The sequence below is a fragment of the Streptomyces sp. NPDC056128 genome (assembly GCF_042263835.1).
GTDB lineage: Bacteria > Actinomycetota > Actinomycetes > Streptomycetales > Streptomycetaceae > Streptomyces.
In genome coordinates, this window is the sequence record NZ_JBHJVQ010000015.1 from 85461 (window position 1) to 100208 (window position 14748).

The following is a 14748-nucleotide window of genomic DNA, read 5'->3' on the forward strand; positions in this document are numbered from 1 at the left end:
TCATCGACTTCAGCGGTACGTCGGAACCCACCGCGCTTCTCGTCCCCAGTCACTCCAGCCTCCGAACGGGAGGGCCCCATGCCTTCAACTGTCATGCCCACATCCGGCCAGGGTGCCGGCCCCGCGCCCGCCGCGATCTCCGCCGTCGGCCTGCGCAAGTCCTTCGGTGACAAGGTCGTCCTGGACGGCATCGACCTGCGCATCCCGGCCGGGTCGGTCTTCGCGCTGCTCGGGCCGAACGGGGCGGGCAAGACCACCGCCGTCAAGATCCTGTCCACCCTGATCACCGCCGACGGCGGCCAGGCCCAGGTCGGCGGCCACGACCTCGGCACCGACCCGCAGGCCGTGCGCGCCGCGATCGGTGTCACCGGCCAGTTCTCCGCCGTGGACGGGCTGATCACCGGCGAGGAGAACATGCTCCTCATGGCGGACCTGAACCACCTGTCCAAGGCCGAGGGGCGGCGGGTCGCCGCCGAACTGCTGGAGCGCTTCGACCTCGTCGAGGCCGCGAAGAAGCCCGCCTCCACCTACTCCGGCGGCATGAAGCGCCGCCTCGACATCGCCATGACGCTGGTGGGCAACCCGCGCATCATCTTCCTCGACGAGCCCACCACCGGCCTCGACCCCCGCTCGCGGCACAACATGTGGCGGATCATCCGCGAGCTCGTCAACGGCGGCACCACCGTCTTCCTCACCACCCAGTACCTGGAGGAGGCCGACGAACTCGCCGACCGCATCGCCGTCCTCAACGACGGCCGGATCGCCGCCGAGGGCAGCGCCGACGAGCTCAAGCGCCTCATCCCGGGCGGCCACGTCCGCCTCCGCTTCACCGACCCCGCCGCCTACCGCGACGCCACCGCCGCCCTCGCCGACGCCGCCCGCGACGACGAGGCGCTCACCCTCCAGATCCCCAACGACGGCAGCCAGCGCGAACTGCGCACCGTCCTGGACCGGCTCGACGCGGCCGGCATCGAGGCCGACGAACTGACCGTGCACACCCCCGACCTCGACGACGTCTTCTTCGCCCTCACCGGCTCCACCACCCTCCCCGCCCAGGCCGCCGCCGACCAGTCCAAGGAGACCGTCCGATGAGCACCCTCGCCCTCACCCTGCGCGACTCGTCCACCATGCTCCGGCGGAACCTGCTGCACGCCCGCCGCTACCCGTCTCTCACCCTGAACCTGCTGCTCACCCCGGTCATGCTGCTCCTGCTCTTCGTCTACATCTTCGGCGACGTGATGAGCGCGGGCATGGGTGGCGGCGCGGACCGCGACGCCTACGTCGCCTACCTCGTCCCCGGGCTGATCCTGATGACCATCGGCAGCACCACGATCGGTACGGCCGTCTCCGTCTCCAACGACATGACCGAGGGCATCATCGCCCGCTTCCGCACCATGGCGATCCACCGCGGCTCGGTCCTCGTCGGGCACGTCATCGGCAGCGTGCTCCAGTCCATCCTCAGCGTCGTCTTCGTCGGTGTCGTCGCCCTCGCGATCGGCTTCCGCTCCACCGACGCCACGGCCCTGGAGTGGCTCGCCGCGTTCGGACTGATCGTGGTCTTCTCCGTCGCCCTCACCTGGATCGCCGTCGGCATGGGCCTGATCAGCCCCAACGCCGAGGCCGCCAGCAACAACGCGCTGCCGCTGATCTTCCTGCCGCTCATCTCCAGCACCTTCGTGCCGATCGACGCGATGCCGGGCTGGTTCCAGCCGATCGCCGAGTACCAGCCCTTCACCCCGGCCATCGAGACCCTGCGCGGCCTGCTGCTCGGCTCCGAGATCGGCCACAACGGGTGGCTGGCCCTCGTCTGGTGCGTGGCCCTCACCGTGCTCGGCTACTTCTGGTCGAAGTCGGTCTTCGACCGCGACCCGCGGTAGTACCGGAGCGGCCCCCCGCTCCACCGTCCCAGGGCGGCGGGGCCCCCCCCCCCGGGGGGGGGGGCCCCCCGCCTTTCTGGTGGCACAGCCGACGCCATAAAGGACTCGCAATGGCACCATGTGTGTGCCATAGTGGTGCCAACAAGGTGCACGGAATCTACAGGGGGGTCGGACCATGGAAACGGTGACGGTGACCGCGGACAGAGCGCCCGGCCGGCCGCGGGAGGCGCCCGGTGCCCTCGCCGCCTTCGCCCGCTTCGTCCTCTGCGGCGGCGGGGTGGGACTGGCCTCCAGCGTCGCCGTGGCGGCCCTCGCCGCCCGGCTCCCCTGGGCCCTGGCCAACGCCGTGATCACCGTGGTCTCGACGCTCCTCGCCACCGAGCTGCACGCCCGCTTCACCTTCGGCGCCGGCGGGCGCGCGACCTGGCGCCAGCACACGCAGTCCGCCGGATCAGCGGCGGCCGCGTACGCGGCGACCTGCGCGGCGATGCTCGCCCTGCACCAGCTGGTGGCGGCGCCCGGCGCGGTCCTGGAGCAGATCGTCTACCTGTCCGCCTCCGCACTCGCCGGCGTCGCGCGCTTCGCCGTACTGCGCCTCGTCGTCTTCGCGCGCGGCCGTACCCACCCCGCGGCCACCGGGCGGGCCGCGGAGATCGGGCAGGCCGCGGAGGCCGGGCGGGCCGCGGAGGCGGGGCGGGCTCACTCCAGCCCCGACGCCTCGAACACCGCCCGGGCCGTCGCGCGGTCGACGCGCTCCGTGAGCCGGTGCAGTGCCGTCCCGCCACGGGTCAGTGACCCCGAGGCCACGGAGCGCCGGGCGTCCTCGGCCAGCCGGTACCACAGGCGCGGGTTGGCGACGAGCGTCGCGGGGTCCAGTTCCACCCGCCCGCCGAAGGCGTCCCGCAGGACCAGGCGCTGCGAGACACCGTCCACGCAGCACACGGAGACCAGGAAGTCGGTGCGCACCCGGTGCTCGCGCAGCAGCCCGCGGGAGGCGAGCCGGCCCGGGCCCGCCGTCACCCGGCACGGGCAGACCACCGCGAACAGCAGGAGGGCTAGCGCGGCCCACAGCGCGGAGCGGGCCGGGGTGGCGGTGCCCGCGGCCAGGTCGAGCAGCTCCAGCGCGACCAGCAGGGCCACGGCGCAGCGAACCGCGCCGCGCAGGTCCTCGGCCCAGCGTCCGTCGTATGCCGTCCCGGCGGGCGGCCGCGAACCCGCCGCCCCCCCCGCGCGTCGTCGCGGCGTCCCATGCCGCTGACGGTAGGCACCGGCGCCGCCGCCCCGAGCGCCTCCTGACGCCTCCCTGACGGAACCGCTGCTCGCCCCTGACGCGGGACCCGGTGACGTACGCCACAACGGTGTCAGGGCAGCGTCAAAGCAGGCCCGTCCGGCGCGAAGAACGCGCAAGGAAGCGGCTTCGGCGGCCGGAGACGGACAGAACCTGGGAACCGCCGGAAACCGGTGAACGGCACCGGCTGACCGCCGTCACCGGGCTGGCCGCCCTGTCGCTGGACGCCATGGCGTCGGTGGGGTACGGCCCCGAGGCGATCGTGCTCGTCCGGGCGGCGGCCGAGCCGGGCATCCGGGTCACCGTGCTCATCCCCGAGGTCGAGCCGGAGCGGGTGTGGCAGCGCCTGCTCCAGAACCAGCGGGGTGCCGTCGTCGCGCACGCCGTGCGGCGCGACACCGACGCGGTGATCTGCCGGCTGCGGTTCCGCCCGGCCTGACGGCACCCGCACGACGGCCCCGGAAACCGTCCGGGCCCGCCCGCCATCAGGGAAGCGTCAAAGCCGTTCGGGTCGACGTATGGAAGCCATCAACGGCGGCCGAATCCGGCCAAGAAGGAGCTTTCCTCGACTTGTCAGTTCCCTGCCCGAACCTCTTAGGAGTTGCGATGGCCGACGTGGCCTTCGTCGTCACCACGATCGCGGTGTTCGCGCTCGTGGCTCTCGTCGCCAAGGGGGTGACGAAGCTGTGACCGCCGAGAACATCGTCGGCCTGATCGTGGCCGTCGCCCTCCTGGGTTACCTCGTCCTCGCCCTGATCTACCCGGAGAGGTTCTGAGCACCACATGAGCCCCGTCCTCGCCGGCGTCCTCCAGCTGCTCGCCCTCATCGCCGCGCTGGCGCTCGCCTACATACCCCTCGGCAACCACATGGCCAGGGTCTACTCCTCCGACCGGCACTGGCGCGTCGAGAAGTGGATCTACAAGGGCATCGGTGCCGACCCGGACCGGGAGATGCGCTGGCCCGCGTACCTGCGCGGCGTGCTCGCCTTCTCCCTCGCCGGCGTCCTCTTCCTCTACCTGCTCCAGCGGCTCCAGGGCGTCCTCCCCGGCTCCCTCGGCTTCGCCGCCATCGACCCGGACCAGGCGTTCAACACCGCCGTGTCCTTCGTGACCAACACCAACTGGCAGTCGTACTACGGCGAACAGGCCATGGGCCACGTCGTGCAGACCGCCGGGCTGGCCGTGCAGAACTTCGTCTCCGCCGCCGTCGGCATGGCCGTCGCCGTCGCCCTGGTGCGCGGCTTCGCCCGGTCCCGCACCGGTGAGCTGGGCAACTTCTGGGCCGACCTGGTGCGCGGTGTCGTCCGCGTCCTGGTGCCGATCGCCGCGGTCGCCGCCGTCGTCCTGGTCGCCTGCGGGGTCATCCAGAACTTCTCCGGCATCCACGAGGTCGGCCAATTCTTGAATGGACACAGCCTCGGCGACCCCCAGCAGTGGAACGGCGGCGCGGTCGCCTCCCAGGAGGCCATCAAGGAGCTGGGCACCAACGGCGGCGGCTACTTCAACGCCAACTCCGCCCACCCCTTCGAGAACCCGACGCCCTTCTCGAACCTGTTCGAGATCTTCCTGATCCTGCTCATCCCGTTCTCGCTGACCCGGACCTTCGGCCTCATGGTCGGCTCGGTCCGCCAGGGCTACGCGATCCTCGGCACGATGGCCGCCATCTGGGTCGGCTTCACCGCCCTGATGATGTGGACCGAGTTCGCCCACCACGGACCGGCCCTGGACCTCGCGGGCGCGTCGATGGAGGGCAAGGAGCTGCGCTTCGGCGTGGGCGGCTCGTCGATCTTCGCGGTGGCGACCACCCTCACCTCCACGGGCGCGGTGGACTCCTTCCACTCCTCGTTCACCGGACTGGGCGGCGGGATCACCATGCTCGGCATGATGCTGGGCGAGATCGCGCCCGGCGGCACCGGCTCCGGCCTCTACGGCATGCTGATCATGGCGGTCATCGCGGTGTTCATCGCCGGTCTGATGGTCGGCCGCACCCCCGAGTACCTGGGCAAGAAGATCGGCACCCGCGAGATCAAGTTCGCCGCCTGCTACATCCTCATCACGCCCGCCCTGGTCCTGGTCTTCACCGCCGCCGCCATGGCCCTGCCGACCCCGGGCAACTCGATGACCAACAGCGGGGCGCACGGATTCTCCGAGATCCTCTACGCCTACACGTCGGCCTCGAACAACAACGGCTCCGCCTTCGCCGGTCTGAACGCCGACACGCAGTGGTTCAACACCACCCTGGGCCTCGCCATGCTGCTCGGCCGCTTCCTGCCGATGGTGTTCGTCCTGGCGCTCGCGGGCTCCCTCGTCCAGCAGAAGCCCGTGCCCGCCTCCGCCGGCACCCTGCGCACCGAGAAGCCGCTGTTCACCGGCCTGCTCATCGGCGCCATCCTGATCATCACCGGTCTGACCTACTTCCCGGCGCTCGCCCTGGGCCCGCTCGCCGAAGGGCTGGCGGCATGAACACCGACGCGCAGACGACCGGCACCACCCAGAAGTCCGACACCACCCAGAAGTCCGACACCACCCAGAAGTCCGACACCACCCAGAAGTCCGACACCTCCCCGAAGACCGACACCCAGAAGCACGAGGACGCCATGTCCACAGCCACCCCGACCAGGGCGCCGCACAGCGACGCGCCCACCGGGCACAAACCGGAGGAAGGCCGCGTCGGCGCGGGCCTCTTCGACCCGGGGCAGCTCGTCAGGTCGCTGCCCGACGCCTTCCGCAAGCTGGACCCGCGCGTGATGGTGAAGTCGCCCGTCATGTTCGTCGTCCTCGTCGGTTCCGTGCTGACCACGGCGTTCTCCTCCGCCGACCCCGGCGACTGGTTCGGCTGGACCATCAGCGCCTGGCTCTGGCTGACCGTCATCTTCGCCAACCTCGCGGAGGCCGTCGCCGAGGGCCGCGGCAAGGCGCAGGCCGACACCCTGCGCAAGGCCAAGACCGACACCGTCGCCCGCCGCCTGGTGGACGGGCGCGAGCAGCACGTGCCGGGCACCGAGCTGAAGATCGGCGACCTCGTGGTCTGCGAGGCCGGTGACGTCATCCCCGGTGACGGCGACGTCGCCGAGGGCGTCGCCTCCGTCGACGAGTCGGCGATCACCGGCGAGTCCGCGCCCGTCATCCGCGAGTCCGGCGGCGACCGGTCCGCGGTCACCGGCGGCACCAAGGTGCTCTCCGACCGGATCGTCGTCCGGATCACGACGAAGCCGGGGGAGACCTTCATCGACCGGATGATCAACCTGGTGGAGGGCGCGGCCCGGCAGAGGACGCCGAACGAGATCGCGCTGAACATCCTGCTGGCCTCGCTGACCGTCGTCTTCCTGCTGGCCTGCGCCACCCTGCCGCCCCTCGCCGACTACGCGGGCACCGACCTGACGATGGTCGTGCTGGTGGCGCTGCTGGTCTGCCTCATCCCGACCACCATCGGCGCCCTGCTCTCCGCGATCGGCATCGCGGGCATGGACCGGCTCGTGCAGCGCAACGTGCTCGCGATGTCCGGCCGCGCGGTCGAAGCGGCCGGCGACGTCTCCACCCTGCTGCTGGACAAGACCGGCACCATCACGCTCGGCAACCGGCAGGCCGCCGAGTTCGTGCCGGTCGGCGGCGCCACCGAGGCCCGGCTGGCGGACGCCGCCCAGCTCTCCTCGCTGGCCGACGAGACGCCCGAGGGCCGCTCCGTCGTCGTCCTGGCCAAGGAGAGGTACGGGCTGCGCGAGCGCGACCGGGGCGAGCTGGTGGGCGCCGAGTGGATCGAGTTCACCGCCCAGACCCGGATGTCCGGCGTCGACGTCGACGGCCGCAAGGTCCGCAAGGGCGCGGCCGGTTCGGTCACCGCCTGGGTCCGCGAGCGCGGCGGCACCGTGGCCCAGGGCGCCGACGAGGCCGCCGACCGCATCTCCGCGGCGGGCGGCACCCCGCTGCTGGTCGCCGTGGAGGACGGCGACGGCGCCCGCGTCCTCGGGGTGATCCACCTCAAGGACGTGGTCAAGCAGGGCATGCGGGAGCGGTTCGAGGAACTGCGGCGCATGGGCATCAAGACCGTCATGATCACCGGCGACAACCCGCTGACGGCCAAGGCGATCGCCGCCGAGGCGGGCGTCGACGACTTCCTCGCGGAGGCCACGCCCGAGGACAAGATGGCCCTGATCAAGCGGGAGCAGGCCGGCGGAAAGCTGGTCGCGATGACCGGCGACGGCACCAACGACGCGCCCGCGCTCGCGCAGGCCGACGTCGGCGTCGCGATGAACACGGGCACGTCGGCCGCCAAGGAGGCCGGCAACATGGTCGACCTCGACTCCAACCCGACCAAGCTCATCGAGATCGTCGAGATCGGCAAGCAACTCCTCATCACCCGCGGCGCCCTGACGACGTTCTCCATCGCCAACGACGTCGCCAAGTACTTCGCGATCATCCCGGCGCTCTTCGCGGCCGTCTACCCGGGCCTCGACAAGCTCAACATCATGCAGCTGTCCTCGCCGGACTCCGCGATCCTGTCCGCGGTCGTCTTCAACGCGCTGGTCATCGTCGCGCTGGTGCCGCTCGCCCTCAAGGGGGTGCGCTACCGGCCGGTCAGCGCCGACCGGCTGCTCCGCCGCAACCTCGCCGTCTACGGCCTGGGCGGGCTGATCGCCCCCTTCCTCGGCATCAAGGCCATCGACCTGCTCATCTCCCTCATCCCCGGGATCGGCTGACCGCCATGAACACCTCCCTCACCAACACCGCCCGGCTGCTCGGCGCGGGCCTGCGCGCCCTGCTCGTGCTGACCGTCGTCACCGGCGTCATCTACCCGCTGGCCGTCACCGGCATCGCCCAGGGACTCTTCGCCGGCAAGGCGAACGGCTCCGAGATCGAGTCGCACGGCAAGGTCGTCGGCTCGTCCCTGATCGGCCAGGCGTACAACCTGCCGCTGAAGAAGGGCCAGGAGACCCCGGAGCCCGACCTCAAGTGGTTCCAGGGCCGCCCGCAGAACGGCCTCGGCAGCAACAGCGTCAACACCCAGTACAAGCTCATCCTGTCCGGCGCCACCAACCGCTCCGCCGACAACGCCGAGCTGGTCCAGTGGGTCAAGGCCGCCAAGGCCGCCGTCGTCAAGGACAACTCCGTGCCCGGCCACCCGGTCAATCCCTCGGACGTGCCCGCGGACGCCGTCACCTCCTCCGGCTCCGGCCTGGACCCGGCCATCTCCCCGAAGTACGCCGACCTCCAGGTCCACCGCGTCGCCGAGAAGAACGGCCTGCCCGCCGACCGCGTCCGGAAGCTGGTCGACGAGCACACCGAGGGCCGCACCCTCGGCTTCATGGGCGAGCCCCGGGTGAACGTGCTCGAACTCAACATCGCCCTCAAGGAACTCGCGGCGGCCGACCGCTGATGGCCTTACGCGTACGCCGTCGGAGCCGGCCGCCCGGAACCTTCCCCGGGCAGTCGGCTCCCCCTGCACGACAGGAAAGGGGCACCCCGATGACCCGGGTGCTGGTCGTGGAGGACGACCCCCAGCTCGTCCGCGCACTCGTCCTCAACATGCGGGCCCGCCGCTACGGCGTCGACGCGGCACCCGACGGCACCACGGCCCTGCGTCTGGCCCAGGCACGCCGGCCGGACGTCGTCGTCCTCGACCTCGGACTGCCGGACATGGACGGCGTCCACGTCATCAGGACGCTGCGCGGCTGGACCCGTATACCGATCCTGGTGCTCTCGGCCCGCAGGGGCTCCGGCGAGAAGGTCGCCGCGCTCGACGCGGGCGCCGACGACTACATCACCAAGCCCTTCAGCATGGACGAACTCCTGGCCCGCCTGCGCGCCGCCGTCCGCCGCACCGAGACGGACCCCGTCGCCGAGACGACGCTGGTCACCACGGAGGACTTCACCGTCGACCTGACCGCGAAGAAGGTCCGCAGGTCGGGCCACGACATCCGCCTCACCCCGACGGAATGGCACCTGCTGGAGATCCTGGTCACCCACCCCGGCCGCCTCATCAGCCAGAAGCACCTGCTGCGCGAGGTCTGGGGCGAGGCCCGCGGCAACAAGACCAACTACCTGCGGGTCTACATGGCCCAGCTGCGCCGCAAACTCGAGACCGACCCCTCCCACCCCCGCTACCTCATCACCGAGGCCGGGATGGGCTACCGCTTCGAGGGGTGAGCGATTCCATGAGGTTCCCGCACCCAGGCGGCGACCGCGGCATGAAGCGCCTCTTCTACGCCCTCCTGCTCGCCGCGGCGACCGTGTTCGCCGTCGGCCTCCTCACCGACGCGTTGTGGCTGCTCGGGATCGGCGCGTGGACGCTGATCGCGGCGCTGCTCGTCGAGTTGGTCTACCGGCCCTGAGACGGATCCCGCCGGCGTCAGCGTCCCGTCAACATCGCCCGGGCCGCCGTCAGTGTCCCGTCAGGGACCGCCCCGGACGCGGGGCCACCGGGCATAGCGTCGATGACGAGCCCCGGCCCGCCTCCCCGCGTCCGGGGCCCAGACCACTCGCCCCCCACATCACTCCACTCCACCCACCCCACCCCGCGCACGGCGCAGACTCCGGGAGGACCCCATGGCACACCCCCTGTACGGCGAGGACCCCGAGCCCTCCGAACGGTTCCCGGCCGGACCCCTGTACGTCCCGGTCCGGCCGGGCCCCTCCGGATGCACCACCCGGCTCTTCCGCACGCCGCTGGGCCGCCGCACGGCCGTCGCCTTCACCTCCGAGCGCACGCTCGTCGCCACCCTCGGCCCCGGCCAGGCCTGGATCCGCCTCGCCGAGCCCGCACTGCGCGCGCTGACCGCGCCGCTCGGCGTCACCACCGTCACGCTCGACCCGCAGTTCGCCGCCCCGGCAGCCGCGCCGGGCGCCTTCGCCGTACGGCCGCCCGTCCCCGCACTGCGGGCCGGCTGAGAGGGGTTGCCCAGCATGACCACCGTCCACGTACCCGCGGCCCGCGCCGCCCGCGCCGACCTCTCGGTCTGGCCCGCGTCCACCACCGACCCCGCGCACGGCGACCTCTCCGTGGGCGGCGTCCCCCTCACGCGGCTCGCCGACCGCTTCGGCACCCCGGTCTACGTCCTCGACGAGGCCGAGGTCCGCGAACGCTGCCGCACCTACCGGCACGCCTTCCCCGACGCCGAGATCCACTACACCGCCAAGGCGTTCCTGTGCCGGGCCATGGCCCACTGGATGGACGAGGAGGGCCTCGGCCTGGACGTCTGCTCCGCCGGCGAACTGGAACTCGCCGCCACCACCGGCTTCCCGCCCGAGCGCATCGTCCTGCACGGCAACGCCAAGTCCCCGCGCGACCTCGACGCCGCCCTGCGCCTCGGTGTGGGCCGCATCGTCATCGACTCGCCGTCGGAGATCGCGCGCCTGGCCGCCGCCGTGGGCCCGGACGGCCACCAGAAGGTGATGGTCCGCGTGATCCCCGGCATCGGCGCGGGCGGCCACGAGAAGATCCGGACCGGCACGGACGACCAGAAGTTCGGCCTGTCGATCTCCGACGGCTACGCGCAGCACGCCATCGCCCGCATACTCGACCAGCCGCAGCTGCGGCTCACGGGCCTGCACTGCCATCTGGGCTCCCAGATCACCAGCGTCAAGCCGTACCTGGTCGCCGTACGCCGCATGGTCGGCCTGATGATGCGGCTGCACGAGCAGCACGGCCTGGTCCTGCCCGAACTGGACCTCGGCGGCGGCCACGGCGTCGCCTACCGCCCCGGCGAGCAGGCCCTGGACCTGACGACGCTGGCCCGCCGGGTCCGCGCGGAACTGTCCGACGCGTGCGCCACGGCCGGTCTGCCCGTCCCCCGCCTGATCATCGAACCGGGCCGGGCCATCGCGGGCCCCGCGGGCATCGCCCTCTACCGCGTCCTGGCCGTCAAACGCACCGGCGCCAAGGTCTTCGTGGCGGTGGACGGCGGCATGAGCGACAACCCCCGCCCGGCCCTGTACGGCGTCCGCTACGCCCCGCTCCTGGCCGGCCGCCACAGCACGGCGCCCCCGGCCAGGGTGACCGTGGTGGGCCGCCACTGCGAGGCGGGCGACGTGCTCGCCGCCGACGTGGAGCTCCCCGGCGACGTACACCCCGGCGACCTGCTCGCCGTACCCGTGGCCGGCGCGTACCACCTCTCCATGGCCTCGACCTACAACCTCGTGGGCCGCCCGCCGGTCGCCGCGGTACGCGACGGCCACGCCCGGCTCCTGGTCCGACGGGAGTCGTTGGAGGACATCAGGGGCCGCGACGTGGGTCTGTGAGGCGCGGTGTCCGCGACGCGGTACGCCGACGGGGGCCGGGGCGACGACCCCGGCCCCCGTCGGGGCGTGTGCCAAGCCTGGAAATGCCAAGCCTAGAAATAGTGCTTCCGGCCGCCCACGGCCCGTCCGGTCGCCCCGAGAATCCACAGGATCGCACCGACCACGATGAGGATTCCGCCGACCGTGGTCAGCAGCCCGATGCCGACGAGCAGGCCGATGAGAAGCAGAATTAGCCCAATGACAATCATTGCGAATCCGATCTGTCGAGTCTCCACGAGGCGCTCGGGCCTCCTGACGGAAGGTCCGTAGCGTCGCTTGCTTCGTCAGCCTCGATACTCGAACCGAGTGCGGTACCGGGGCACCGTGCTCGACCGGTGAGGTTGTGTAGCGTTGCACCCTCCGTCTGCCCTCCTATCCCTGGCACATGCCCCGGGATCGCGACCGGGCCGGGACAAGGAGGCCAACATGTGGGTGACGCTCCTGCTGGCGGCAGGTCTCGTCGCGATCGGCGCCGGAATCCACGAGGCCGTGGTCCAGCACCGCCTCCGCCGCGAGGGGACGCTCGCCGAGGGCATGGTGGTCGACCACAGCCGGAGCACCGGCCCGAGGGGTGAGGGTGTCTCCTACACCGCGGTGGTCGAGTTCACCGACGCTCAGGGCCGCCACCACCGGTTCCGGTCCAGAACCTCCGGCGTCAAGCACCTCCCCGTGGGTGGCCGCACCCCGGTCCGCTACCTCCCCGGCACCCCGGGAACGGCACGCGTGGACCTCGCCGGGAAGCGGGTCGAGAGCCTCGTACTCCCGCTGGGGGCGGGCGGGTTGTTCATCGCGGTGGCGATCTGGATGCTGCTCGGCGGCCGTTGAGGCGTCCCCTCCGGGGCCCGGCCTCTGTCAGTGGCGGCAACTAGCCTCCGGGCCATGGGTATTCAGGTGGACGTGGTGGCGGGCTATCCGATCAACGACGAGATGGAGCGCGTGCTCGGGCTGGCCGAGGCGGTCGGCGAGCCGGTCACGGTCACCTTCATGTGGGAGGGCGGTCGCGACACGGAGCGCGCTGTACTGGTGCCCGCGGCGACGCTGGCGCTCTGGGAGCACTGGGCCCCCGCCGCGTATCCGAGGCACGAGGCCCCGAACGAGGGTGAGGCGGGAGGCGAGGGTCCGGAGCTGGCGCACCCGGAGGAGTTCGGCCCGTTCACCCTCTTCCGCCGTCGCGTGGGGAGCCGTACGGCGGTCGCTCGCGCGGGCGTGGTCGTCGCCGAACTGCTGCCTCCCGAGGAGGCGCACTGGCTGGAGGAGCAGTCCCGCAATGTCCGCCAGGGCTTCATGGACCCCGTACAGAAGGCGGCGTTCGAGGAGTTCCTCGCGCGGCAGCCGCCCGTCGGCGAGCAGTGACGCGGCAGCGGTGGGCCACCTGTTGCCGCCATCTATCGAAACACGATAGATTCACATCGTGATTCGATGGAAGGAGTGGTGATGGGAAGGCTGACCGTGCTCGCGCTGCGCGCCGTACTCGCGGCGCTGCTCGCCGGGTCGGTGTTCGTCCAGACGGTGATGGCGGCCCTGCTGGCCGCCGACCTGGACGGCGGTGACCTGGCGGCCCGGCGCGTGCCGATCGTCGTGATCGTGGTCCTGGGCGTCATGACGGTGGAGGCCGTCCTGCTGAGCACATGGCGTCTGGTGACCATGGTGCGCAGGGGCACGGTGTTCTCCCACGCCGCCTTCCGTTACGTGCACGTCGTGATGGGCGCGTTCGCCGCCGCCGGGGTGCTCGTCTGCGCGCTCGGCGTCGTACTCGCGCCGGGCGAGGCGGTGGCGCCGGGCGTCGTGCTCCTTCTCTGCGGCGTCGCCCTCGCGGCCTTCGGGGTCGCGCTCGTCGTACTGGTGATGCGGGTGCTGCTCGCCCAGGCGGTCGCACGCGATGCCGAGGCGTCGCAGATGCAGGCCGAGCTCAACGGGGTGATCTGATGGCCATCGTCGTCGACATCGACGTGATGCTGGCCCGACGCAAGATGGCCGTGGGCGAGCTGGCCGACCGCGTGGGGATCACCCCCGCCAACCTGGCGGTCCTCAAGAACGGCCGCGCCAAGGCGGTGCGCCTCTCGACGCTCGACGCGCTCTGCGAAGCTCTCGACTGCCAGCCGGGAGACCTGCTCCGCTGGGAGGCCGACGACCGGGTGGACGCGACCGTCCCCGACCAGCCCCGATGAACCACCTAGGAGCCACGGCCGAGGCCGACGTCCTGGTGGTCGGGGCGGGCCTGGCCGGCCTGCACACGGCCACACTCCTCGCTCGCCAGGGCCACGACGTAGTACTGGCCGAACGCCGCGCCAGTCCCGCCTCCACGATCCGCACCACCGGCATCTTCGTCCGCAAGACACTCGACGACTTCCCGCTCCCGCCCGACTGCCTCGGCCCACCGATCCGGCGCGTCCTGCTCTACCCCCCGAACCTGCGCCGCCCGGTCGGCCTGGTCAGCGGACGTGACGAGTACCGCGTGGGCGACATGGGCCCGCTCTACACGCGGGCGGCCGAGGCCGCGGCGGCGTCCGGCGTACGCATCGCGCTCGGCACCCGTTACCTCGGCCGAGGGCGCGACACCTTCCACCTCGCCGGACGCGAGGGCCCCACGACACTCCGGGCCCGCTTCGTCGTAGGAGCCGACGGCGCCCGCTCACGCGTCGCCCACGACCTGGGCCTCGACCGCAACCACCACCTGCTGGTCGGCGCGGAGGAAGTCTTCGCCCTGTCCGAAACCGGCGACGAGCCACCGACGTTCCACTGCGTGCTGGACCCGTCCTACGCCCCCGGCTACCTGGCCTGGGTGGTAAACGACGGCCGGCACGCCCACGTCGGCGTCGCGGGCTACGCCGACCGCTTCCCCCACGGCCTCCGCCGCACCATGGAACACTTCAGTGCCGCGGCCCCCGGCCTGACCGGCGTAACCCGCCCCGACGCGGTGGAGCGACGCGGCGGCCCGATCCCCGTCGGCGGCGTCCTCCGCCGGATCAGCTGCCCGGACGGCCTCCTCGTGGGCGACGCGGCCGGCGCGGTCTCCCCGCTCACGGCGGGCGGCCTGGACCCGTGCCTCCGCCTGTCGGAGCACGCGGCCACGGTCCTGGACACGGCACTGCGCACGGCGGACCGGCAGACGCTCCGCACCTACGACGGAGCAGCCCTGCGCACCGACTTCCGCGGCCGCCTGATGCTCCGCAGGGCACTGTCCCAACTCCGGACGCCGACGGCAGCGGCGGCGGCGTTTCCTCTCCTCCGGAGTCGCTTCGGCAGGTCGGTGGCCGGCAGGGTCCTCTTCGGCGACAGGTCTTTTCCGACGCCTGCGGCGCCCTGACG

At 71.9% G+C, this 14748-nt stretch carries 17 protein-coding genes and 1 pseudogene; 17 read left to right on the forward strand and 1 reads right to left on the reverse strand.

The genetic code is table 11. The annotated features are described in order from the left end of the window. Positions 1-78: 78 nt before the first annotated feature. The 12 genes and pseudogenes from ACFC1X_RS25305 to lysA all read left to right on the forward strand — a co-directional run bounded on the left by ACFC1X_RS25305 (position 79) and on the right by lysA (position 11400). The gene (locus ACFC1X_RS25305) at positions 79-1092 is read left to right on the forward strand and encodes an ATP-binding cassette domain-containing protein (RefSeq protein ID WP_376357222.1); all 1014 of its coding nucleotides are present in this window, start codon (positions 79-81) and stop codon (positions 1090-1092) included. Beyond that, positions 1089-1877 (forward strand): ABC transporter permease, encoded by a 789-nt coding sequence (locus ACFC1X_RS25310; protein ID WP_376357223.1) that lies wholly within the window; start codon positions 1089-1091, stop codon positions 1875-1877. The genes ACFC1X_RS25305 and ACFC1X_RS25310 overlap by 4 nt, the downstream gene beginning before the upstream one ends. Positions 1878-2052: 175 nt before the next feature. Further along, positions 2053-2541 (forward strand): annotated as a pseudogene (locus ACFC1X_RS25315) (hypothetical protein); the annotation flags it as partial. A 694-nt stretch (positions 2542-3235) separates the two neighbouring features. Next, entirely contained in the window at positions 3236-3604 is a 369-nt protein-coding gene (locus ACFC1X_RS25320) for a hypothetical protein (RefSeq protein ID WP_376357335.1), read from the forward strand. 247 nt (positions 3605-3851) lie between these two features. Beyond that, a complete protein-coding gene (gene kdpF / locus ACFC1X_RS25325; RefSeq protein ID WP_018536030.1) occupies positions 3852-3941 on the forward strand; it encodes a K(+)-transporting ATPase subunit F in 90 nt (29 codons plus the stop codon). Between the two features lie 7 nt (positions 3942-3948). Continuing rightward, positions 3949-5628, forward strand: coding sequence for a potassium-transporting ATPase subunit KdpA (gene kdpA / locus ACFC1X_RS25330; protein ID WP_376357226.1), 1680 nt, complete (start codon positions 3949-3951; stop codon positions 5626-5628). Positions 5629-5762: 134 nt separating this feature from the next. Beyond that, positions 5763-7862: a potassium-transporting ATPase subunit KdpB gene (gene kdpB, locus ACFC1X_RS25335; protein ID WP_376357328.1), complete on the forward strand. Its 2100-nt coding sequence runs from the start codon at positions 5763-5765 to the stop codon at positions 7860-7862. Positions 7863-7867: 5 nt separating this feature from the next. Further along, a complete protein-coding gene (locus tag ACFC1X_RS25340) occupies positions 7868-8539 on the forward strand; it encodes a potassium-transporting ATPase subunit C (protein WP_376357228.1) in 672 nt (223 codons plus the stop codon). Positions 8540-8628: 89 nt separating this feature from the next. Then, the gene (locus tag ACFC1X_RS25345; RefSeq protein WP_376357230.1) at positions 8629-9309 is read left to right on the forward strand and encodes a response regulator; all 681 of its coding nucleotides are present in this window, start codon (positions 8629-8631) and stop codon (positions 9307-9309) included. A gap of 8 nt (positions 9310-9317) precedes the next feature. Next, on the forward strand, positions 9318-9494 hold the full coding sequence (locus ACFC1X_RS25350) for a hypothetical protein (RefSeq protein WP_376357231.1): 177 nt from the start codon (positions 9318-9320) through the stop codon (positions 9492-9494). 214 nt (positions 9495-9708) lie between these two features. Then, the gene (locus ACFC1X_RS25355) at positions 9709-10050 is read left to right on the forward strand and encodes an SAV_915 family protein (RefSeq protein ID WP_376357233.1); all 342 of its coding nucleotides are present in this window, start codon (positions 9709-9711) and stop codon (positions 10048-10050) included. A 15-nt stretch (positions 10051-10065) separates the two neighbouring features. Beyond that, entirely contained in the window at positions 10066-11400 is a 1335-nt protein-coding gene (gene lysA, locus ACFC1X_RS25360) for a diaminopimelate decarboxylase (RefSeq protein WP_376357234.1), read from the forward strand. Positions 11401-11492: 92 nt separating this feature from the next. On the opposite strand, the gene ACFC1X_RS25365 is transcribed toward lysA, so the two are convergent. Further along, positions 11493-11648, reverse strand: a complete 156-nt coding sequence (locus tag ACFC1X_RS25365) for a hypothetical protein (RefSeq protein WP_376357236.1) — start codon at positions 11646-11648, stop codon at positions 11493-11495. Positions 11649-11865: 217 nt separating this feature from the next. Between ACFC1X_RS25365 and ACFC1X_RS25370 the strand changes: the two genes are divergently transcribed. From ACFC1X_RS25370 to ACFC1X_RS25390, 5 genes are all read left to right on the forward strand, one after another. Beyond that, positions 11866-12264 (forward strand): DUF3592 domain-containing protein, encoded by a 399-nt coding sequence (locus ACFC1X_RS25370; protein WP_376357238.1) that lies wholly within the window; start codon positions 11866-11868, stop codon positions 12262-12264. Positions 12265-12318: 54 nt separating this feature from the next. Beyond that, positions 12319-12792 (forward strand): hypothetical protein, encoded by a 474-nt coding sequence (locus ACFC1X_RS25375; protein ID WP_376357240.1) that lies wholly within the window; start codon positions 12319-12321, stop codon positions 12790-12792. A gap of 81 nt (positions 12793-12873) precedes the next feature. Then, positions 12874-13365 (forward strand): DUF2975 domain-containing protein, encoded by a 492-nt coding sequence (locus ACFC1X_RS25380; protein ID WP_376357242.1) that lies wholly within the window; start codon positions 12874-12876, stop codon positions 13363-13365. After that, the gene (locus tag ACFC1X_RS25385; RefSeq protein WP_234957194.1) at positions 13365-13607 is read left to right on the forward strand and encodes a helix-turn-helix transcriptional regulator; all 243 of its coding nucleotides are present in this window, start codon (positions 13365-13367) and stop codon (positions 13605-13607) included. Before ACFC1X_RS25380 ends, ACFC1X_RS25385 begins: the two co-directional genes overlap by 1 nt. Further along, positions 13604-14746, forward strand: a complete 1143-nt coding sequence (locus ACFC1X_RS25390) for an NAD(P)/FAD-dependent oxidoreductase (RefSeq protein WP_376357244.1) — start codon at positions 13604-13606, stop codon at positions 14744-14746. The genes ACFC1X_RS25385 and ACFC1X_RS25390 overlap by 4 nt, the downstream gene beginning before the upstream one ends. Positions 14747-14748: the final 2 nt, after the last annotated feature.